This window comes from Treponema phagedenis, from assembly GCF_008153345.1.
Taxonomy (GTDB): domain Bacteria; phylum Spirochaetota; class Spirochaetia; order Treponematales; family Treponemataceae; genus Treponema; species Treponema phagedenis.
This window is the reverse complement of record NZ_CP042818.1, coordinates 871,545-892,904: the sequence shown is the minus strand read 5'-3', so window position 1 is coordinate 892,904 and position 21,360 is coordinate 871,545. Positions and strand designations below refer to the sequence as shown.

The following is a 21,360-nucleotide window of genomic DNA, read 5'->3' as shown; positions in this document are numbered from 1 at the left end:
CGTGTATTATTACCGAGCCGTATAAAACCGAATCTTTAAAGGGTTAAAAATTGAAAGAAAATAAAATATTCTACTTGAAAAAATACTGATAATAAAGGATACTGAATCGTATGAACAAATTTATCTCCGTTTTACTTGCTCTATGCGTTAATTCTTTTGTTTTTGCGCTTGACCTACATATTCCCGCCGATCATATTATTATAAAAAAAGAGTCTGACAGTTTTCACTTGTTTATTAAAAAAACGCCTGGCATCGGGTCGGTGCTTTTAACGGAAAGTATGCAAGATCCTCATTTTCAACAGGATTCATATGCGTACCGAGCGACCGAGTTCAATGCAATAAACGGAAATGAAAAACGCATATTAAACGGAAAAGTTATTTCCAATTATGAAAATCTCTATAGCCTAATAGACTCCACTCCTGAGCATCATAAAGAATTTGGCTCCGCTTTTCATATTCTAATTCCTGAAACCGTTGTTTTCGGTTATCCCTGGTCACGGCACGGCACAATACAAATGAAAGACCGTACTTTTATCAATATCAGAACATTTGCAAAACCTTATGCGGATTATTCAGGCGGATATAAAGATAATCCTTTTTTATTGCGAATTACGGATGTGCCTGCTCAAAAGCAACCTGCTGTTCAGCCGAAAGTTGAAGTACCTTTACCTGAAAAACCGGTGGAACCGATTGTCCCTGAAATTAAAGAAGAGCCGAAGCTTTCTCCCGAGCCGGTAAAAGAAGAGCCGGAGCTCCCTCCCGAGCCGGTAAAAGAAGAACCGGAAGTTATTCCCGAACCGGAACCCGAGATTGTGCCAAAGCAGAAGCCTGCGCTTGATTTAACGGAAATGCCTGCCTTAGATTCAAAATTTACACGGGCAGCAAGAAGTGTCGAGCGTATAATACGAGACGATAAATCTTTTCCCGCTCAACCGGAAATCAAAACACCCGAGCCGCAAATAATAGAAGAACATGTGCCGGAAACAAAAGTTGAAACTCCTTTGGTGGTACCTGAGTTACCGGAAGAAAATGAACCGACACAAGAATCGGACTTTGTTGAACCTGTTCAGGAGGACAGCGAACCATATCAGGAACCTTCTGAAAATCGGGAACCTTCTGAAACGCCAGAGCAAGAATCCGTTATAGAAGCCGACTCGGATATCAGTTTAAGTGAAGCACCCGTATCGGTACCTGCTCCGGATGAGCTTTTTTTATCCGCTGCTAAAAAAGCAACGGAAAAACCGAATTCGCTTTTTTCAGACGAAGACAAAGCGCCTGCTGCTCAAGAGGTACCTCCGCAGCTATCAGATTCTGACAGTAGGATAGTCCGAGCAACTGAACAGATACAATACATCCTTCAAACAATGACTCCGCAGCAATAAACAAAAGATGGGAGAGCATTCCCATCTTTTGTCGTAATAACGCTCGTATAAACAAGAGCCCCAACGCGTAAAAGTTTTTAAGGAATATTACAATGCGGCTTTGTAAATTGCCAAAACATCTTCGGCTCCCAATTCCTGAAAGCCGTCAATTTTACCGCCTTTATGACGAACCGCCGCTTCTGCCATCTCTTGCAAATGTTCTTCTCCGATACCTACATCGCGCAACCGCATCGGTATTCCGAGTGAAGCAAAAAACTCGGAAGTTTTTTGAATTGCAAGCTTTGCCGTTTCGTATATGTCATCGGTATAAATACCCCAAACAGCGGTACCAAAGGTTGCAATTCGTTGAACGGTTGTCTCATTTAAAACATAGTTGAGCCAATGCGGCGTTAAAATAGCCAAACCTACACCGTGCGTAATATCATAAAAAGCACTGAGTTCATGTTCCATCGCATGCACCGACCAGTCGGTATTTTTTCCCGCACTCAGTAGACCGTTGATTGCCCAAGTTCCCGCCCACATAAGATTTGCACGAGCATCATAATTATGCGGATTTGCTAAAGCCTTCGGTGCGTAATATATGCAGGTTCTAAGAATAGCCTCCGCAAGCCGGTTTTGCAAAAAGGCATCGTCATTTAGAGAAAAATAATTTTCAAATGTATGGCTCATGATATCGGCAGTTCCCGCAGCGGTTTGCGCAGCTGATACGGAAAAAGTATAGGACGGATCCAAGATAGAAAATTTTGGCAACAAAAGAGGAGAACCCAAACTTAATTTTTGTTTTGTTTCCATATTGGAAATAACCGCGCCTCCATTCATCTCGGAGCCTGTTGCGGAAAGAGTTAAAACAGTTCCGATTGGAATGGTTTGCTGAGGTTTTGCTTTGCCGATCACCAGATCCCAAGCATCGCCTTGATAAGCAGCTCCGGCGGATATTGCCTTTGCACAGTCAATAGTGCTGCCGCCGCCTACCGGAAGAATAAAATTTAATTGGTGTTCTCTAATAAGCTTGATTCCTTCTCTCACTTCTTCTATACGCGGATTTGGAGATATACCTGAAAGTTCTTGATAAAAAATTCCTTTAGAGGAAAACTGCTCAATAATCTCATCATATAATCCGATTTTTTTAATACTTCCGCCGCCATAACAAAACAGCACTCGTGATCCGTAAGCGGAAATTTCATCAGCTAAGTGCGCAATTTTCCCCTGCCCGAATAAAATCTTAGTCGGTATGTGAAAATTAAAATTAAACATACATGCCCCCTATTCTCTTAAAGAAATATAATACCATTACCATAAGCATATCAGATTTATACAAAAGTGCAAGATATCCGTTTTATTAAAGAGCGAAAGTACTGAACCGTTGCCTATTTTACAGTGGAATAATTTTTTCAATGACTCGTACAAAACCGCAAAAATATGCTATATTCAACTTTAAAAAAAATAATGCTTAAAAAATATTTTGTAATTTAAAAAAATTGCGAACTTTGGGAGTAGATATGAAACGAATAATTTCTATTGTGGCGGCTCTGTGTTGCATGTTTGGCTTTAGATTCTTGCCCGCATTACCCGGCATGAGCGCATCGGCTATGCAGGTGCTCGGTATTTTTATCGGTGCATTGATTTTGTGGCTTACCATTTCAATTGATTGGCCGAGCCTTTTATGTCTTGCGGCTCTTTCATTGGTGCCGGAGCTTACCATGAATATGGTTTTAACTCATTCGCTTGGAAAATCGACGGTGGCGTTTTTGCTTTTTACTTTTATGTGTACCTATGCGATTTCCACAACCTCGTTTATTAAACGCTGTGCGATTATGTTTATCACGGGGCCGCTGGCGCGAAGGGGCGCTTGGTATTTTCTTATCTCGTATTGCGCCGCAGTTTTGATTATCGGGCTTTTTATGTCGCCGACGGTTTTATTCGTTATTTATCTTCCGATTCTGAATGCAATTTGCGAAGAGCTGAAACTGCGGCAAGAAGATAAGCTTGCCAATGCGCTGATTATGGGGCAGCTTTTTTCATGCGCAATTTCCTGCGGCATGACTCCCATCGCGCATGTTTTTTCAATTATGGCTATGGGTTTTTATCATACTGCGACAGGCAAGGCGGTTAGTTATGCTTCGTACATGGGCTTTGCAATTCCGGTTGGTCTTTTAACTTTTCTTGTGATGATATTGTTCTTCCGATTTATTTTGCGCCCGGATATGTCTTCGGTGCGAAACCTCAACATGGATGCTTTGCGCAGAACTGTGGCAAAGGCGGATAAAAAAGAAAAAATAATTTTGGTTATCTTCTTTTCGGTTGTCGCATTGTGGGTGATCCCTGAGTTTTTAAAAAACCTTCTTCCAACTTTTGCAGGGTTTATGAAAAAGCAGGGAACCGCCTTTCCGCCTTTACTCGGTGCGGTGCTGCTTTGCATGCTCACAATTGACGGCAAGCCCCTGATGAATTTTAAAGAGATGATGCAAAAGGGAGTGGAGTGGGGCAGTATTATGATGGCAGGCAGCACGCTTGCAATCGGTATGGCAATGACTAATGCCGACATCGGACTTACCGCATGGATATCCGATGCAATTAAACCTATGTTTGCCCTTGTTTCGCCTTTTGTCCTTGTGGTAATCTTTGCCGCATGGGCTGCAATAATGACTAACTTAGCTTCCAACATGGTAACGGTTACGGTGGTTTGCGCCGTCGCTATTCCGATTTGCAGCGCGACCGGCGGCCTCATCAGCACGCCTGCTGTCGCGATGATTGTCGGGATGCTGGGCGGTTATGCCTTTGCTACTCCGCCGGCGCACCCAAACGTTGCATTAGCCATCGGCTCCGGCTGGACAAAAACATCGCAAGTTGCGGCTTACGGAAGCGCGTTGATAGCAGTCTCTATTATTATAAGCACCTTCATCGGCTATCCTTTAGCAAGAGCTTTGATGGGAATGTAAGTGCCGAGCAAAATGCTGGACCGCAAGCTGCCTGTTGATATTCTGATTGATTAGAGAACTTTACACCGCCTCTAAATCTTTTTAGATAGTACCCCTGAATTGCCAAATTAAGCCTGACACGGATACACAAAATTCATAAAAACTTCTATCAGGGAAAATGTGTAACCTTCCTTTACAAAATCAATTTAAAAGCCCTTGAGTTTTTTGATTTTATATGGCAGTATACACTAAGGAGTTTTAATTGTGACAGCAGAAAAAAATATTTTAGATGAAGAAAAAACAATTTCGTTTTTGGAAAATATATTACAGATTGTTAAAACCGAAGCAGATCCTCAAGTTTTAAATGAGTATAGGAGATTATTTAGAAAAACCGTGCCGCTCACTATGCGCTCGTATGTTGCAGGCTATCTTATTAAAGAAAATGTAGCTCCTTCTTTTGGGAGAAATAAAGGATCCAAAGGGCAGCGGGGAAGATTTTTTTCACAGGAAAAACCGGCGCAAACAGAGCGCCCCGTATTATCACCCGATGTTTCCACAAGTATTTTTATCAGCATCGGGAAAAGCAGGCGGGTGTATCCGCGCGATATTATTACGCTTCTTATTCAGCAAGGAGGAGTTCAGCGAGAACATATCGGGGATATTCGCATCCTTGAAAATTATTCGTTTGTACAAGTGTTAACCGAAGAAGCCGACGGCATTATCGATAAATTGCATAACAGCTCGTATCGGGGAAGAAATATTACGGTAAGTTATTCACGCAAACAAGAAGAGCCGGCGGAAGTATCGGAAGCACAAGGATAATTCACTTACGGTAAAAAAAATACATACACGATAAGTGCAATAAGCCCTCCGTTTATCAAAAAAGCGAAAATTTTAAGTCCTGATTGGATAAGATAAAACGCTACGGGATGAGAAACGGAGGCTTTTTTTTCTATTTTCTTTTCTAAAAAGAAAGAGCCTACAGACACCGGCGGTATATATACAATAAGCTTTGCAAAAATACCGATGAGTGTTAAAAAAACTAAAATTTCTTTTCCACCTAAAAATAAAAAATATACAAAATAGAGGTAAAAAATACACACTCCTGTCATTACGGAAAATGGTTTAAAACGCAATAACCGCTTTACCGAAAACAGAGCTTCTAAACCGTTAAGGATTTCTGCTTTTAAATCATTTTGCTCTCGACGTGTTTCTTGTAATAAAAATAAAAAAAATCTGTTTTTTCCCTTAAAAAGGATACAATTTGCATTTTCCGTAATACCGAAAAGAGCATGTCGGGATAAGGTTGAAAAACCTGCTTTTCCTTGCTCAAAAAAGCGGCAGAGACGATACGGAACTGCCAGAATATCTTTGTCTGCGCGAGCAAACTCTCTAATATGAAAAAAAACTTCCTTTTTTTTCATGCGGATAAATGTCGCTTGTATGAATTCTTTTTCTTCAGCCTTAGAAAGCATCGAAATAAAATTCCTTGTTTTTTTGTATTCAATAAAACAAAGGCAAAGAGGAAGTAAAACATAAAAAAATAAGGCAATACCTGCGATAATACCAATACTACTTATCATATCCTTCCTAATATAGTATACTTTATGCATGATCATAAAGCAATTTGTTTTGGGAGATTTTTCTACAAATACTTGGTTGGTGCCGTTTGCGGAGCATGAGATGCTGGTAATTGACCCTGCAGACTCTGCGGAGAAAATTATAAAATTTTTGCAGCAAAATGAAATAACTAAAATAAAAATTATCTTAACACACGGGCATTTTGACCATCTTGTTGCGGTTCCCGATTTATACGAAGCCTTTCCGCAAAGCCCAGTGCTTATTCATAAAAACGATGCGCATTTTCTCGGGAAGGATGCACTGAAATATCACCGAAGGCTTTTTTCTTATATGGGTGCAGGTTTTCTGATCGACTCATATAAAAAGAGCCTGCCTGAGCCGACCGCTTTGTTAAAAGACGGCGATACTATCGGGGATTGGCTTGTCATCCATACTCCGGGACACAGCGAAGGAAGCATTTGTTTATATAATGAAAAAGAAAAAGCACTTATTGCCGGCGATACCCTTTTTTATTGCTCGATTGGAAGAACCGATTTATGGGGTTCAAACCCTCAAGACATGCATAACTCTCTTATTAAACTGATGCGTCTTCCGCCCGAGGTAAAAGTATATCCCGGACACGGACCGACAACCACAATTGCAAATGAGCGCAGGTTTCATTAAAATCCATGACTATTTAAAAAACTATAGTTTTTTATAGAGAGATTTTAAAGTTGTTTGCTCGGTAACTATTCTATAATTAGTTAATCTGTTTTGGATGGTACGGTGCTAACCTGCCATTGTGTATACAGCAATTGCATATATCTCTAAATTAATAGTGCATGCTCGTCAGCTCTGTTTTTTCTTGAGAATAGACTTTGAACGTGTCTTTTTTGCAATATCTTAGTGAAAAAAACTTTCAAGCCTGTGGTAAACCGCTCACCGTTGCCAAATTCCAAACGATGTTTTGCCTGAGCGGCTAAGTAAACAGGCAAAACTCGTAGGCGAAACAATGGTGGAAATTCCAAGGTTTCGCCCTTGTGCCGTGTCGGGCTCGTTTTATTTATTTTGATATTGCGGGCATTCTATGGTAAAAGTTTTTTGAGAAATTATTTTAAAAGTATTGACACAAACCTGTAAATGCCACACTGTACCTTTTACATTTGAATTTTATACAAGGGAGGTGCTCGGCACAGTGAAAGGGTGTGATATTTCTATTGAGAATGTGTCCAAGTCTTTTGGAGATTTTCATGCGTTACAAAATGCAAATATCAGCATTAAAAAGGGAGAGTTTTTCTCATTATTGGGGCCCTCGGGGTGCGGAAAAACGACACTGCTGAGGATTATCGCGGGTTTTGAACATCCCGATGAGGGAATTGTTGCTTTTGACGGCGTTAATATGGTAGGAATTGACGCGAATAAACGGCAGTCCAATACGGTTTTTCAAACCTACGCCTTGTTTCCCCATCTTTCCGTATATGAAAATATTGCTTTTCCGCTGCGGCTGCGTAAATATGCAAAAACCGAAATTGATGCAAAGGTGGAAGAATACCTTCATTTGGTGCAGCTGGAAGAGCATAGCAATAAAAAACCGAACCAGCTTTCCGGCGGACAAAAACAGCGTGTTGCCATTGCACGAGCGCTTATTAACGAGCCGAGCGTACTGCTTTTGGACGAGCCGCTTTCCGCTCTCGATGCAAAACTGCGTTCCAATTTGCTGATCGAGCTTGACCGTTTGCATGATAAAATCGGTATTACCTTTGTTTTTGTAACTCACGATCAAAGCGAGGCGCTTTCCGTTTCCGACCAAATTGCGGTGATGAATCGCGGGAAGGTGCTGCAAATCGGCTCGCCTTACGAAATTTATGAGCAGCCGGCAACCGATTTTGTTGCAAAATTTATCGGCGAAACTAATAGTTTTGTAGCAACGGTAACCGAATGTCAACCGATTGAAAACGACGAGTTTATGGTGAGTTTGGATATTCCCGAACTCGACAAGATTGTGAAGATAACGGATTATGACCGAACGGAGCCGGGTCAGCGAGTTTGCGTTACGATACGTCCTGAAAAAATACGTATATCCTTGGATAAGCCTGCATCAAACACAAAAGAGTTGAATGTTTTTAAGGGTATTGTTGAGGAGCCTATTTATTCAGGTTTTCAGTCCAAGTTTTTTGTAAAGCTTGAAAACGGCACGATCATACAAACGTTTAAGCAACATCAGAATTATCTTGATGACGGCCCCGAAATTGAATGGAAAGATACGGTCTATGTATCCTGGTCGGCAGGCGACGGTTATATTGTTGAGGATATAGAAGCATGAGCAAGAGCAAATCAAGCTTAAAAAACCGCGGTTTTTGGTATACTTTTCCGATGTCCGCATGGTTTACTGTTTTTTTTGTTATGCCGTTGGTTATTATTGCCGTATATAGTTTTCTTAAAAAAGGTTTATACGGCGGGGTATTGTGGCAGTTTTCTCCGATTGCGTATGTAAAATTGTTTACCGCAAGTTATGGAATTCTTTTTATGCGCACTCTTTGGGTAAGCTTTTTGGTAACGCTTATTTGTATTTTGCTTGCACTGCCCGCCGGCTATGCTATTGCCCGCAGTAAATATCAGATTATCTTTTTGTTTTTAATTATCATACCTTTTTGGACTAACTCGCTTATCAGAATCAATGCGTGGATCGCCATATTGGGAAATCAGGGTTTTTTGAATGAAGCGTTAAAAAAATTCGGACTTATCCAAAAGAGTTTGCCGCTGATGTATAATCAGGCATCGGTGGTAATGGTGCTGGTGTATATGTATTTACCCTACAGTATTTTCCCGATTTTTTCGGCGATCGATAAATTTGATTTTTCTCTTTTAGAGGCGGCAAGGGATTTAGGCGCAACCAAATTCGGTGCGATCCGAAAGGTTATGTTGCCGAATGTTCGTGCGGGGATCGTTACCTCCGTGATCTTTACCTTTATTCCGGTATTTGGCGCCTATACGGTACCGCTTTTGGTCGGCGGAAAAAACTCGTATATGATTGGGAATGTGATTGTGGATCAGGTAACCAAAATACGAAACTGGCCGCTTGCCTCCGCATTCTCGGTACTTATCGCCCTTGTCAGCACAGCCGGAGTTATTTGGATGATGATGTTAAGTGTGAAACAGGCTCTTGCAAATAAAAAACAAGGGGGTCCCGTATGAGTGAAAAAATAACCGACAAGCAAAAACTGCAAGCTTTGCCCGATCAATATCAAAAATCGCCGGAGACAGTTTATCGAAAATTTGTTGCAAAGTTTGGAAAAAAGAAGCAAGGATCAGAGCCTGCACGGCATTCCTTAAAAGCCGCACAGGATACACACTTTTCTTTTTCCGCAGTCGTACTTATATTGGTGCTCTTGTTTCTTTTTTTGCCGCTTATTGTAATCGGTATTTTTTCGTTTAATGACGGTAAAGCAATCGTATGGACAGGCTTTTCATTGCGATGGTATCAAGAGCTTTTCTTTGATTCTGCAAAGCTTTGGTTATCATTTAAAAACAGTTTGATAATAGCCTTTGTTTCCGCCTTTATTTCTACCGTTATCGGATCGTTTGCGGCGATCGGCGTGCAGTGGTACCGTTTTAAAGGAAGGTTTTATGCACAAACCATAAGCTTTTTGCCGATGGTGCTGCCGGAAGTCATTATCGGTATGTCCATGCTGATTTTTTTCTCGGCAATAAACATACCGCTCGGCTTGGCAAGTATTATTATCGCGCATATAACATTCTGTTTACCTTTTATCTTTTTGCTGGTACTTGCCCGCCTTGATGATTTTGATTTTTCCATTGTAGAGGCTGCCCGCGATCTTGGCGCAAATGAGTGGCAAACACTATACAAGGTAATCATACCGGCAATCATGCCCGGTATTCTTTCTGGTTTTTTGATGTCGGTAACGCTCTCCTTGGAAGATTTTGTTATTACCTTTTTTGTATCGGGACCGGGCTCCACTACCCTCCCCTTGTATGTGTTTTCGATGGTGCGCTACGGTATTTCGCCGGTAATCAATGCGCTTTCGCTTATCATGGTTTTAGGAACAATCGCCATTGCGTACTTACTGCGGAATTTCTTAAAAACCATTGCGGCTTCAAACTAAGAGTTTAAAAATCTGAAAATTAAATTTTATTTTTAAGGAAGAAAAATGAAACATACATTACACACGTTGTTTACCGTACTGGGGATAACCTTCCTCCTTGGAGCATGTAATAAAACAAACCAACCGACACTCTATCTATATAATTGGACCTATTACACACCGGATTCGGTTATCAAAAAATTTGAAGACAAGTATGGCGTAACGGTTGTCTATGATGATTATGCCTCAAATGAAGATATGTTTGCAAAGCTCATGGCAGGAGGCGTGGGTTATGATATAGTAGTGCCTTCGGCAGACTATGTATCAATTATGAAAAAAACAAATATGCTTGAAAAAATCGATCTTTCAAAAATACCGAATGTGAAATATATCAAAAAAGAGGTTCAAAATCGTATGGTCTATGATCCAAATATGGAATATTCGGTGCCGTATTACATGGGCGCCGCAGGAATTGCGGTAAACAAAAACGAAGTAAAAAACTATGAACATAGCTGGAATATTTTTGAGCATAAAGAATTGCATGATCGCATGACCATGATGGACGATATGCGGGAAGTATTGGGGGCAGCCCTTGCCTACCGTGGTTATGATGTCAACACTTCAAACGAAAAAGAAGTCGCAAAGGCGGCAGAACTTGTTAACAAGAACTGGAAGCCAAACCTTATTAAATTCGACGCGGACGGTTTTGCAAAATCCTTTGCATCGGGGGATTTTCTTGTAGTACACGGATATGCTGAAGCGATTTTTGAAGAAATCCCCGATTCAATGTATGATTCGGTTGATTTTTTTATCCCGCAAGAGAAGGGATCGCCCCTTTATATGGATAGCCTCTGTATTCCAAAAGGAGCTAAAAACATAGAACTTGCGCATCAGTTTATCAACTTTATCCTTGAGCCGGAAAATTATGCCGAGTTTTTAGACAGCTTCGGCTTTCCTCCTACAATTCATACCGAAGCCGGCAAATACCAAAAAGAAAAGCCCCATTATACCGAGGAAGATATCAAACACTGTGTGCTTAAAAAAGATCTCGGCGAATATCTTGAAATATACAACCAATATTGGCAAGACATTCGCTTTAAAGATTGAGTTTAGCAAGAAACAGTATTAGTAAAAAAATTCAGATTTTAGATATTTCTCATGCATGCGCAGTTTTTTCAGTGCTCGAATTTCGGTTTGACGTACCGACTCTGCGGAAATACCGTATTTTATACCTAAAGAGCGTAAGGACTTAGGATTTTTATCTGTAATAGGAAGTCTTTCTTCAATAATGTCTTTCTCGCGAGATTTTAATGTATTTTGCAAGAATTTTCTGAAAGCTTCTATTTGTACTTTTCTAAAATATTCTTTTTCAGGATTATAGTCATTATTTTCGGTTAAATCATATAAATTTGCCGAAAAATGAATCTGCAAGGGGCTATCAAAACTTATCGGTTTTTCAGTAAACACGCACATCTGTATCACTGACTTCAGAGGAACCTGAATGATTTCAGCTATCTCTTCATAAGAGGGAGTGCGTCTATATTTTTCCTTAAAAAGATCTATTGTCTTTTCTATTTTACGCAGAAGATCGGCTTTTCGAAACGGTAAGCGAATTGTTTCATGTTTACCGTTAAGATATCGATTTAATGATTGCCGTATCCACCAGCACGCATACGAAGAAAAACGGGCATTAAACGATGAAGAAAATTTTTCAGCGGCGATCATTAACCCCATGTTTCCTTCTTGTATTAAATCCATTAAAAGATTTTCGGAGGGTGTCCGATCTTTTGCCATTTTTACTACTAAGCGCAGATTAGAATTGATAAGTTGTTGAAGTGCGCCTCGATCTCCGTTTTGAATCTTATCAGCAAGACATAATTCTTCCTGAGCAGTTAAAAGCGGATATCGTTTAATATCTTTTAAATACTGCGAGAATATATTTTCACCCATTGCAAACTCCTCACTTATTATTAAGCAATGATCATGCCAAAAAAAGAGAAAAAATATTTCTTTAGAAAAGTTGATTAGTGTCCTTTTTCTGTTATTTTCAGATAAATAACACTATATGCATATATAGCATTAGAGATTTCAGCCTAAGAAAAATACAAGAGCCTCCCGTATGATTTTTTATACATTCAGACAGGATATGTGTATACTTTTCCGTCAAGTCCAAGTGCAGAAAAGGAATCTGCATCGTCTTTTTTTACTATGGTGTCATAAAGTGCAAGAATTGAAAGAGGAAACTTTCCCCCGCCACCGGGCAAATCAACCGCAAACTGCGGTAATGAAAGTCCTGAAAGCTTTTTTCTCAATTCTCTCCAGAGGCCCAGAGCTTGTGAAAGTGGGACGCGGAATTCCGCCGTGCCGGGAGCAAGATCCATTTGGAACAAATAGCCCGGTTTTACTCCCATACAGACAAGTGTATGAAAAAGTGCACAAAGAGTTTCTACAGAATTATTGACGCCACGCAAAAGCACTGACTGCGATTGCATAGGAAGCCCCGCATTTATACACGAGTCAATCGCTTTTTTTTGCTCAAAACCAAGCTCTGCCGGATGGTTTATGTGAGGGATAATCCAAAGAGGTTTCATTGATTTTAGTAATTGCAAGAGTTCTTCCGTAAAAAGCTCTGGAGCAAAGATTGGTGCCCGAGTACAAAGCCGTATAAGTAATTCGGGCGATGTTTGCCGTAATCTTTTTAACAAAGCCTCAAGTTGCCCAAGAGTGCCGCTCATAGGATCCCCGCCTGAAACCAGTATTTCCTTGATATCGGGATTCTGTTTAAGATAATCCGTTATTTTTTCTATCTCGGTATCAGGGATCCAACCTTGCCGGCGAGCGGTAAACCCGCGTCGAAAACAATATCTACAATATGAAAGACAGCGCCCCGATGTAAGCATAAGAACCCGATTTGTATATTGATGAACCAAGAAGGGAGTAACACAATATCTACTTTCTCCGAGCGGATCGGCGGATTCATAGGGAAGCGAAATTTTTTCCGTTTCAGCGGCAAAAACTTGCCGGCGCAGAGCTTTTGCATCAGCTTCTTCCGCTTCTTCGATCAAACGTATAAAAGCGGGGGAAACCGCTTCGGGTAAACGTAATTTTATGCTTTCTGCAGCGCTTTCCGTTCTCCATGTGTTCGCAACTGCTCCATCTTTCATGCTCATAGCATATAAAATACTACAAAAAAAAGAAAAAAGCCAATAATAAAAATACTGTATATTTATGGAAAGATAGGCCTTAAAAACACCGAATAGTAAAAATAAGCGATTATATATTTCAATTATTTCATTTTAATTGAATAATAGAAAAAAGAATGCTATACTGTTTTAACAAATGACCTTATAATTCTTTATAGAGATATATATAGAAAAATATTTAAAATAGTGCAATTTTTATCGGCGAATTTGATCTTTTGAAACTCTTCGACAAAATATCGCCCGAATAGTATGCTTTTTCAGGCTCTGCCTCACAAAAGCACTTGGAAAAACTTTTTATGGGAGAAGTATGTATGAAAAACATAATTAAACTATCAATACCGCTAACGTTTTTGGTATCCCTCTTTTTTGCCTGCAGTTTCAAGCCTTTTAATAAAATACAAATAAAAGTACAGCCGACTTTAGAAGCCCCCCTTGGAGTTAGAGAGTTTAGCGCAAATTCCTATCTTTCTAAAGAAAAGATTCAAAAAATATTAACCGACAAGACGAAAGATGAAAAAACTAAAGCAAATACGATAAAAAGAATTGCAGTATATGATTATATTCCGAAATCCGAACAGGATCCCAATAGAAAAAAGCAGTTAAGATACCTTATTCATTACTCAATCACGGATATTGACCTTAATTTTGATAATTATGCGGATGTTATAGGAGATACACTCAGCGCAGAAATGGAAGAACAACAAATTTCTTTTGTTACACCAAAAATCGAAACATCGCAAACAGTGCATATTCCTTTTTCCGATATAAATACCGGATTATTAAACGCAATCGGAAAAGGCAAAAACAGCCTTAGTATTCCACGCGTTTCAAAATCAAGTCTGACACAGGTTCCGGCAAATCTTTTAGCTATCGGTTTTAAAGGCTTTCAAAAACTGGAATTCGGCGAAAACTCTTCTTTAATCATCACTGTTACCAGAGGAGTTCCGAGCCAAGATTTTTATGCGGTTGAAAAAGCTACTCTTATGAACGGTTCAGAAACCGTGGCAAGATGGAACGGAACAGCCCCAACCGATCCTATCCGTTTTAATCTTTCAAATAAATCACTCTCTCCTTCGGCAACCATAAATCTTATGGTAAAATCAAATAAAGATGAAAGCAATATACCTATACAGGTAGCTTATAAATTAGAAGGAAAAATAAAAAAAGCCGAAGGAATTACTATTGATCCGATAGAAGTTAGTATTCCCGAAATTTCTTTTCCGTTGGATATTGATAAAAAATTTCAATCGGCAAAAATAGCTGTAGGTGAGGCAAAAATGCAAGCGATTTTACCTGCCGCTTGGAAAGGAATAATACCGAACATCAAGCGCTCTATTCAACAAACAGACGGGCTTTACTTTAGGGATCCCGGTTTTACTCCTTCTAATACGGCACTATCACTGACTAATCAAACCGTTAACAAAAATCCGATAAACGTGTCCGCAACAATGCAAATAGTTTTTAACAATGCGACAATTACGGAAACTGAACCGATACCCTTACAAACAGAAATAAAAATAGAAAAATTTGACTCGGTCTCTTTTAAGCCGGAACATAATTTGGAATATAAATACAAGCAAAAATTTTCTCAAGATGTACAAAAATGGCTTACAGCAATAGAATTTAATAAGGTAATAGCGGAAATTGAAATTCAAAACGGTCTTCCACAAGGAAGCGGTTCTGAAAATACTATCAAAACAACAGCAAAATCAAAAGCTTTTAACATACCGGAAACAACGGAAGAATTCCCTGCCGATAAAACAACAACGAAAAAAATTGAAGGAGGAAAAAATTTAAAAATAAAATTTGGGCGAAACCCCGATATTGATTTTACCGTAAAAATTTTTCCTCCGGGGTATGACGAAGTTAATAAAACAATAACCGTATACAATATTTCAAGCGGACAAGAACTTTCGTTTAAAGGAAAGGTAAAAATAATTTTTGATTGGAAAACGCTTACGGTTGACAGCGGTCAAACAGTAAAAGACAGTTATCCGGAAGACAGTACATATATTGATTTGTCGGAAGTTTCCGCAATCCTCAAAAAATCTCATTTAAAAATACATGAAATTCCCGCATACTTTTACATAGGATCTCCGGCTCTTAAAGATAAAAAAGTCAAACCGAAGGTAAAAATATGGGCAAATACGACAAATTCCACAGGAGAAAAGCAGAAAATAATTATGGCTTCCAACAATGATCCCGCAACGGCGGACTATGTAGAAAAAGAAGTAAAAGAAAAAAGCTTACCAATTCCGCTCGCTGATGAAAAAATTCCGTACACAGGAGAAATCCCCGAAAATGCAGTAAAATTAAAAAAAGAAAAAGATAATAATGCGTGGGCAACATTTATGGATATTATTAACGAATATCCTGAAAGCTTAAAAATATATTATGAATTTGACCTTGGAGAAATCATACTCAATAAAGAGGATATCAAACTTCTTTTGGATAAAGACAGAAACACCAAACTTCAGGCAGATATACTTATTGATGTTCCTGTGGGATTTGAAGTTACAGAAGACAGCACCCTCTCTTTTGCTGACATTATGGACGAAAAGCGAACGGATATCTTTGGAAGAGAGCAGGGAAGTACATCCTCGACTGTCGATACAATCTCCCAGTATCTACACTCTGTTTTGCTATGTGCAAAAGTGGAAAACACAACAGGTTTAGCATCAGCGTTTACCTTGCAAGCCTTTGATAAGGATAAAAAACCGATATTTGACCCAAAAGAACTTATGGTTGGACAGGCAAGCAATGAAGCGCAAATTCTTTTTACCGGACAAGAACTACAAAAAATTAAAGACACTATTCCCTTTATTCCCGAGATCGTTATGAAAATTCCTAAAGGAAATTACTATATTGAACGAGATGCGAAACTAAAAGCAAATCTTTCCATTATTGCGAATACCGATATCGATTATACCTATGATATGACAGGTTCTAAGGAGCATTAATAAAATGAAAAAACTTTTATTATTTTCAATATTTCTATCGATTTCTGTTATTACAATTTTTGCCGAAGAAATTGAGTTATCAAAATATCAGGCAGATGAAGGAGAGTTTTCAGTAGAGCCTATAATAATTGACGGTATAGATGAAGAGGAAGAAATAGTGATTCCCCAACCAAAAGAAAAGAGACCGCGGGCGTTCTCTCTAAGAAAGGGGTTATCCGTATCCGCAACAGCCGCTAACTCCGCAATACATATTCCGGATTTTTTCAAGGAAACACTCGTAGTTGATCTTACAAAAATTGCAAAACAAAGCACTCATAGAGGTTTTGAAGTAGGCGCTTTTGCCGATGTTACGGACTATACCACTATGACCTTTTTTGATGCGCATTCGGTAACATTCAGCATCAGCGCAAACATGTATGCATGGCAAAACATTCCGAAAAACGTATTGGATTTTTTAGGAAAGGGCAACAAAGGTATCTCAGAAATAAGCGGACACACAAACGGAAGAGCCGAAGCATATGCGGAAGCGAGCCTCTTGTATAAAATGAAAAAACAGAATTATGGCATATACATAAAAGGAAACTATTTTTGTCCGATCTTTTTCCAAAACGGTTCAATTGCAAACTACGTATTGAAAACCGATCAGGAAACAGGAAAAATAACTATCAGTACTGATGTTGATGCCTTAATCTATACGCCTCTGCCAATTTTTAATAATGAAGAAAATATTACCCCTCGGCAGCTTGCAAAAAAAATACTTAAAAACGGAGGATTCGATGTAACGGTTGGAGGAGAATACATCCCAACTGATTGGGCAACGGTAAATTTTGCAGTGACGCATCTTCCGATTGTGCCGACTTTTTTAGATAAAGGAATGAATTTTAAATTTCATTTTGATGCGGAAGTAGATAATTTCCTCAATAATTTGGAAAAAGAGACAAAGGAATATATAAAATATCATTCGGAACAAGCCGATCCCGTATACTCTTTACCAAAAAAAAGAGTCATGAGAACCTGCAAACTTTGGGCAGGAGCCGACTTCAGACCATTAAAAAACAACTACCTTATTTTAAGCACAAGTATCGGACTCCCCATTGTAAATGCAAAACCATACTATGCCGATTTTAAATTAAAGTTGGAAAGTAAATTTGCAAAAGTGCTTGGAGCATACCTTTCTCTCAGTTATTTAGATAGAATCTGGCAAAATGAAATTTGCTTTTACTTAGATTCACGATGGGCTGTTTTTTCTTTAGCGGTTTCTCTTGCCTCAAATTCTTTTGCACGAAATTTTTATTCAGTTTCGGGAGCCGGAGTAAAGCTGGGATTAGCTTTAGGTTTTTAAAAACTACTTGAAAACACCTAACGCATTCATAGTGTAGCGTTTTTTAATATATTTTATACGAACTATAAAAATTTTATGAAAAAAAACTCAGCACAAGGGCGAAGTTTTAGAAATTTACTGTAACTTCGCCCTTGCGCAATTTACCATAGTAATGCTGAATCTGCAAGCCGTTATTATTAATGCCCCGATTAGTATAACGGCAGCTTAATTACAAAACGTTGTAATAGTACGCAAAGTCCAAGTGCTGCCTATTTACCGCAGCTTTTTGCGTACCTTAATTCTATCTGAGGGATGTAAGTAGTGAATATATACAATTTATATCGATCGCTTTAATAAAAAGCTGCGATGCGTTATAAATAAAAATCAAAATTTTAATTTTTGGAAGGTATAGAATGGAAAAATTAACAGAAGAATATAAACGTCCTACCTGGGATGAATATTTTATGGAAGTTTGTCATGCAATTGCGAAGCGCGCTACCTGTGATCGGGGGCGTTCAGGTTGTGTTATTGCTCGGGACAATCAAATATTGGTAACCGGTTATGTGGGATCGCCTACAGGTTTACCGCACTGCGATGAAGTCGGTCATCAGCTAAAAAAAATGCAACACGAAGACGGAAGCATTACCCAACACTGTGTGCGTACCGTTCATGCCGAACAAAATGCAATTTGTCAGGCAGCACGGCGCGGCATCGCCATCAATGGGGCAACACTCTATTGTAAAATGACTCCATGCAGAACTTGCGCAATGCTGATTATAAATTGCGGTATTGTACGAGTTGTTGCAGAAAAACGATATCACGATGCAAATGATACAATCGCTATGTTCAAGCAGGCGGGAATAAAACTTGAGCATTTAAGCGATACAATAGAGCAATACACGCAGCAGTAAAGCTTAAAACTTTCATCTCAGATTATCGCCAGATGTATTTTCTGCATATACCTTTTGTGAGTTAAAAATAAAAAAGCTCATCCCGCTTTTTTATTTTTTTTTGCTGTGGTATACTTCCGTTCATTGAAAGCTTGCGGTATGTATGAGAATAACCGCTACTCTCTTTTAAATAATTTCTAGGAGTAAATATGAAAACCGCCTTAATTTCCGTATATGACAAAACGGATATTGCTGATTTTGCAAACGGACTTATAAAACAGGGATGGCAAATTATTTCTACCGGAGGAACCGCAGAGTTCCTTCGAAAAGCAAAAGTTCCGGTACAAGATGTACGTAAGATTACCGGCTTTCCTGAAATATTGGGGGGAAGAGTTAAAACCTTACATCCTATTTTATATGGAGGCATATTATTTCGACGAAATTTAAAAACCGATAAAGAAGATTGCGAACAACTGCATATTAATCCTATTGATATGATTGTAAATAATCTCTATCCTTTTGAAGCGGCTTTAAAAAAAGACAAAGAAGATCATGCTGCCATTATTGAAAATATTGATATAGGCGGAGTTTCCATGATTAGAGCCGCAGCAAAAAATTATGCCGATGTATATACCGTAACCGATCCTTCGGATTATGCAGCCGTACTTGCAATTTTACAAAAAGATGATCAGGCACAGATGGCAATGCGGAAAAAACTGGCAGCAAAAGCTTTTTCATATACCGCTTATTATGACTCAATAATCTCAAACTATTTTAATGAGCTAGCAGGCGAAACTTTTCCCGAAAGAATTTCTTTTACGTATAAAAAAACTCAAGCTCTACGTTACGGGGAAAACCCTCATCAACAGGCAGCTCTTTACCAAAAACCTGATTTATCTGAAGAGTGCATGGCTGAATTTAAACAGCTTCATGGAAAAGAACTTTCATATAATAATTTAATTGACACATACGCGGCCGTCAAAGTATTAAAAGAATTTGACGAGCCGACTGTTGTAGCTATTAAGCATACTAATCCTTGCGGAATTGCAAGTGCCGCAACACTTTCAGAAGCTTTTGAAAAAACTCACGAGGCAGATCCGGAATCTATTTTCGGCGGAATTATCAGTGTAAACAGAGAAATGGACAGCAAAACAGCAGATGCAATTTCAAAAATTTTTATTGAAATTGTGATCGCTCCTTCATTTTCAGAAGATGCAATTACGCTATTAACACAAAAGAAAAATATTCGATTATTGGAAATGCCTAAAATCAACAGTTTTAAATTTGAGCCTTACAGTTCCCGACAAGTATTAAACGGTGTGCTTATACAAGAGGCCGATAGTATAGTATTGAAGGATGATCTTACCTTTGCAAGCAAACGAAAACCAAGTAGTGAAGAAATGGATGATTTATTATTTGCCTGGAAGGCGGTAAAAAATATTAACTCAAATGCTATAGTACTTGCAAAAAATAAACAAACACTTGCAATAGGACAAGGAGAGGTAAAACGATTTTGGTCTGTAGAGAAATCAATTGCCCGCTCAATACACTCTCCTAAAGGGGCAGTCCTTGCATCAGACGGATTCTTTTTTGAAGACACTATTCAGCATTTAGCGGAACATGGGGTTACCGCAGTTATTCAACCTGGAGGTTCCGTAAAAGATCCAAAAGTTATTGAGCTTGCTGACCAATTTAATATTGCTTTAGTTATTACAAACATACGCCATTTTAAACATTAATATTTTAATCGATATAAAGATGAAGGAACCGATATGAATATTTTAGTTATTGGAACAGGGGGAAGAGAACATGCCCTCTGTTATAAACTTGCACAATCTGCAAGCGTGAATAAATTGTATTGTACTGAAGGCAATGCCGGTATTGAAAAAATTGCAGAGCTGGTACCGTTACAACCGCTTGATCTTGAAGGTCTAGCAAACTTTGCGGAATCCAATCAAATTGATATAACCGTTGTAGGACCGGAAGCACCGCTCTGTATGGGCATATCGGATGTTTTTAAAAAAAGAGGCTTAACCATTTTCGGACCTGATAAAATCTCTGCACAACTTGAAGGAAGCAAGGATTTTGCAAAAGCTTTTATGAAAAAATACTGTATTCCTACCGCAAACTGGGATACTGCGTACTCCTTTGAACAAGCTGCAGCGTTGGTAGAAAATTATTCTTTTCCGGTAGTCATAAAAGCAGACGGACTTTGTGCCGGTAAGGGAGTTTTTATTTGCGAGTCAAAAGAAGCTGCGTTAGGGACCTTAGATTCTATTTTTATAAAAAAGATTTTCGGAGATGAAGGAAAGAAAGTTATTCTGGAAGAATTTCTCCAAGGGATAGAAGCTTCACAGCTTTGCGTTGTAAGTAAGAATAATATATTCCCACTTGAAACAGCGCGCGACTATAAAAAAATCGGTGAAAATGATACCGGACTAAATACCGGCGGAGTAGGTTGTATTTCTCCAAACCCTGCGGTAACAAATGAAGTGCAAAAGAAAATTTCGGAAATACTGCAAAAAATATCTGCCGGTCTAACTGCCGAGAAAATGAATTATACCGGAATTTTATTCATCGGTTTTATGATACAAGAAAAAGATATTCGCGTGCTTGAATTCAATGTACGCTTCGGCGATCCTGAAACACAAGTGCTTATGCTCAGACTCAAATCTGATTTAGGACAAATACTGCGTAAAGCTATTGACGGTAATCTCACACAAAACGATCTTGAGTGGAGCAATAAAAAAGCTATGGCTATCGTTTGTACTTCGAAAGGCTATCCTGAAAAATATCAAACAGGTTTTCCGATTTCCGGTTTAGACAGTTTACCTGATTCTATCATAGTTTTTCACAGCGGCACAAAAAAAATCCAAGAAAAAATTATTACTTCAGGCGGACGAGTGCTTTGCATCAGCTGCATTGATTCTGATTTTAACTTATGCAGAAAAACGCTCTTAGAAAATATTAAGAAAATTAATTTTACCGGAATGAAGTATAGAAAAGATATCGGAATTATATAA

Annotated in this window: 17 protein-coding genes; 13 read left to right on the top strand and 4 right to left on the bottom strand. The window is 38.8% G+C overall.

Translation table 11 applies throughout. The features are described 5' to 3' along the window. The first annotated feature begins 110 nt into the window (after nucleotides 1–110). On the top strand, nucleotides 111–1,382 hold the full coding sequence (locus tag FUT79_RS03895) for a hypothetical protein (RefSeq protein ID WP_052812565.1): 1,272 nt from the start codon (nucleotides 111–113) through the stop codon (nucleotides 1,380–1,382). An 87-nt stretch (nucleotides 1,383–1,469) separates the two neighbouring features. Here the strand turns inward: FUT79_RS03895 and FUT79_RS03890 are convergent, their stop codons facing one another. Next, a complete protein-coding gene (locus FUT79_RS03890) occupies nucleotides 1,470–2,636 on the bottom strand; it encodes an iron-containing alcohol dehydrogenase (protein WP_002699790.1) in 1,167 nt (388 codons plus the stop codon). A 245-nt stretch (nucleotides 2,637–2,881) separates the two neighbouring features. On the opposite strand from FUT79_RS03890, the gene FUT79_RS03885 reads away from it, so the two are divergent. Together FUT79_RS03885 and FUT79_RS03880 are read left to right on the top strand one after the other, a co-directional pair. Then, nucleotides 2,882–4,321 (top strand): SLC13 family permease, encoded by a 1,440-nt coding sequence (locus FUT79_RS03885; protein WP_148878759.1) that lies wholly within the window; start codon nucleotides 2,882–2,884, stop codon nucleotides 4,319–4,321. A gap of 243 nt (nucleotides 4,322–4,564) precedes the next feature. After that, on the top strand, nucleotides 4,565–5,122 hold the full coding sequence (locus tag FUT79_RS03880) for a DbpA RNA binding domain-containing protein (RefSeq protein WP_024752252.1): 558 nt from the start codon (nucleotides 4,565–4,567) through the stop codon (nucleotides 5,120–5,122). Nucleotides 5,123–5,127: 5 nt separating this feature from the next. Here FUT79_RS03880 and FUT79_RS03875 read toward each other — a convergent pair whose 3' ends face one another. Next, nucleotides 5,128–5,883: a hypothetical protein gene (locus FUT79_RS03875; protein ID WP_024752251.1), complete on the bottom strand. Its 756-nt coding sequence runs from the start codon at nucleotides 5,881–5,883 to the stop codon at nucleotides 5,128–5,130. Nucleotides 5,884–5,911: 28 nt separating this feature from the next. Here FUT79_RS03875 and FUT79_RS03870 point away from each other — a divergent pair, with 28 nt between their 5' ends. From FUT79_RS03870 to FUT79_RS03850, 5 genes are all read left to right on the top strand, one after another. Next, a complete protein-coding gene (locus FUT79_RS03870; RefSeq protein ID WP_002699780.1) occupies nucleotides 5,912–6,544 on the top strand; it encodes an MBL fold metallo-hydrolase in 633 nt (210 codons plus the stop codon). A gap of 499 nt (nucleotides 6,545–7,043) precedes the next feature. Beyond that, nucleotides 7,044–8,183 (top strand): ABC transporter ATP-binding protein, encoded by a 1,140-nt coding sequence (locus tag FUT79_RS03865; protein ID WP_002699775.1) that lies wholly within the window; start codon nucleotides 7,044–7,046, stop codon nucleotides 8,181–8,183. Next, nucleotides 8,180–9,055, top strand: a complete 876-nt coding sequence (locus FUT79_RS03860; protein ID WP_002699773.1) for an ABC transporter permease — start codon at nucleotides 8,180–8,182, stop codon at nucleotides 9,053–9,055. Before FUT79_RS03865 ends, FUT79_RS03860 begins: the two co-directional genes overlap by 4 nt. Further along, nucleotides 9,052–9,984, top strand: a complete 933-nt coding sequence (locus FUT79_RS03855) for an ABC transporter permease (RefSeq protein ID WP_002699771.1) — start codon at nucleotides 9,052–9,054, stop codon at nucleotides 9,982–9,984. The genes FUT79_RS03860 and FUT79_RS03855 overlap by 4 nt, the downstream gene beginning before the upstream one ends. Nucleotides 9,985–10,029: 45 nt before the next feature. Beyond that, nucleotides 10,030–11,070 (top strand): extracellular solute-binding protein, encoded by a 1,041-nt coding sequence (locus FUT79_RS03850; protein ID WP_024752249.1) that lies wholly within the window; start codon nucleotides 10,030–10,032, stop codon nucleotides 11,068–11,070. Nucleotides 11,071–11,088: 18 nt separating this feature from the next. Here the strand turns inward: FUT79_RS03850 and FUT79_RS03845 are convergent, their stop codons facing one another. Together FUT79_RS03845 and FUT79_RS03840 are read right to left on the bottom strand one after the other, a co-directional pair. Continuing rightward, complete coding sequence (locus tag FUT79_RS03845) at nucleotides 11,089–11,913, bottom strand: sigma-70 family RNA polymerase sigma factor (protein ID WP_024752248.1); 825 nt, start codon at nucleotides 11,911–11,913, stop codon at nucleotides 11,089–11,091. Nucleotides 11,914–12,098: 185 nt separating this feature from the next. Then, nucleotides 12,099–13,127 carry a KamA family radical SAM protein gene (locus tag FUT79_RS03840; protein ID WP_148879399.1) on the bottom strand — a complete coding sequence of 343 codons (1,029 nt, stop codon included), beginning with the start codon at nucleotides 13,125–13,127 and terminating at the stop codon, nucleotides 12,099–12,101. A 350-nt stretch (nucleotides 13,128–13,477) separates the two neighbouring features. Between FUT79_RS03840 and FUT79_RS03835 the strand changes: the two genes are divergently transcribed. The 5 genes from FUT79_RS03835 (at nucleotide 13,478) to purD (ending at nucleotide 21,360) form a co-directional block, all read left to right on the top strand. Then, nucleotides 13,478–16,126: a hypothetical protein gene (locus FUT79_RS03835; protein ID WP_148889279.1), complete on the top strand. Its 2,649-nt coding sequence runs from the start codon at nucleotides 13,478–13,480 to the stop codon at nucleotides 16,124–16,126. Between the two features lie 4 nt (nucleotides 16,127–16,130). After that, nucleotides 16,131–17,468, top strand: a complete 1,338-nt coding sequence (locus tag FUT79_RS03830) for a DUF5723 family protein (protein ID WP_024752245.1) — start codon at nucleotides 16,131–16,133, stop codon at nucleotides 17,466–17,468. Nucleotides 17,469–17,860: 392 nt separating this feature from the next. Beyond that, nucleotides 17,861–18,358 carry a deoxycytidylate deaminase gene (locus tag FUT79_RS03825; RefSeq protein WP_024752244.1) on the top strand — a complete coding sequence of 166 codons (498 nt, stop codon included), beginning with the start codon at nucleotides 17,861–17,863 and terminating at the stop codon, nucleotides 18,356–18,358. A 188-nt stretch (nucleotides 18,359–18,546) separates the two neighbouring features. Next, a complete protein-coding gene (purH, locus tag FUT79_RS03820; RefSeq protein WP_024752243.1) occupies nucleotides 18,547–20,076 on the top strand; it encodes a bifunctional phosphoribosylaminoimidazolecarboxamide formyltransferase/IMP cyclohydrolase in 1,530 nt (509 codons plus the stop codon). Between the two features lie 33 nt (nucleotides 20,077–20,109). After that, a complete protein-coding gene (purD, locus tag FUT79_RS03815; protein ID WP_002699750.1) occupies nucleotides 20,110–21,360 on the top strand; it encodes a phosphoribosylamine--glycine ligase in 1,251 nt (416 codons plus the stop codon).

Excerpts from the sequence above, each read along its gene's own strand:
- FUT79_RS03895 (WP_052812565.1), top strand. The coding sequence starts at position 111 with ATGAACAAATTTATCTCCGTTTTACTTGCTCTATGCGTTAATTCTTTT.
- FUT79_RS03890 (WP_002699790.1), bottom strand. The coding sequence starts at position 2,636 with ATGTTTAATTTTAATTTTCACATACCGACTAAGATTTTATTCGGGCAG.
- FUT79_RS03885 (WP_148878759.1), top strand. The coding sequence starts at position 2,882 with ATGAAACGAATAATTTCTATTGTGGCGGCTCTGTGTTGCATGTTTGGC.
- FUT79_RS03875 (WP_024752251.1), bottom strand. The coding sequence starts at position 5,883 with ATGATAAGTAGTATTGGTATTATCGCAGGTATTGCCTTATTTTTTTAT.
- FUT79_RS03870 (WP_002699780.1), top strand. The coding sequence starts at position 5,912 with ATGATCATAAAGCAATTTGTTTTGGGAGATTTTTCTACAAATACTTGG.
- FUT79_RS03860 (WP_002699773.1), top strand. The coding sequence starts at position 8,180 with ATGAGCAAGAGCAAATCAAGCTTAAAAAACCGCGGTTTTTGGTATACT.
- FUT79_RS03855 (WP_002699771.1), top strand. The coding sequence starts at position 9,052 with ATGAGTGAAAAAATAACCGACAAGCAAAAACTGCAAGCTTTGCCCGAT.
- FUT79_RS03850 (WP_024752249.1), top strand. The coding sequence starts at position 10,030 with ATGAAACATACATTACACACGTTGTTTACCGTACTGGGGATAACCTTC.
- FUT79_RS03845 (WP_024752248.1), bottom strand. The coding sequence starts at position 11,913 with ATGGGTGAAAATATATTCTCGCAGTATTTAAAAGATATTAAACGATAT.
- FUT79_RS03840 (WP_148879399.1), bottom strand. The coding sequence starts at position 13,127 with ATGAAAGATGGAGCAGTTGCGAACACATGGAGAACGGAAAGCGCTGCA.
- FUT79_RS03835 (WP_148889279.1), top strand. The coding sequence starts at position 13,478 with ATGAAAAACATAATTAAACTATCAATACCGCTAACGTTTTTGGTATCC.
- FUT79_RS03830 (WP_024752245.1), top strand. The coding sequence starts at position 16,131 with ATGAAAAAACTTTTATTATTTTCAATATTTCTATCGATTTCTGTTATT.
- FUT79_RS03825 (WP_024752244.1), top strand. The coding sequence starts at position 17,861 with ATGGAAAAATTAACAGAAGAATATAAACGTCCTACCTGGGATGAATAT.
- purH (WP_024752243.1), top strand. The coding sequence starts at position 18,547 with ATGAAAACCGCCTTAATTTCCGTATATGACAAAACGGATATTGCTGAT.
- purD (WP_002699750.1), top strand. The coding sequence starts at position 20,110 with ATGAATATTTTAGTTATTGGAACAGGGGGAAGAGAACATGCCCTCTGT.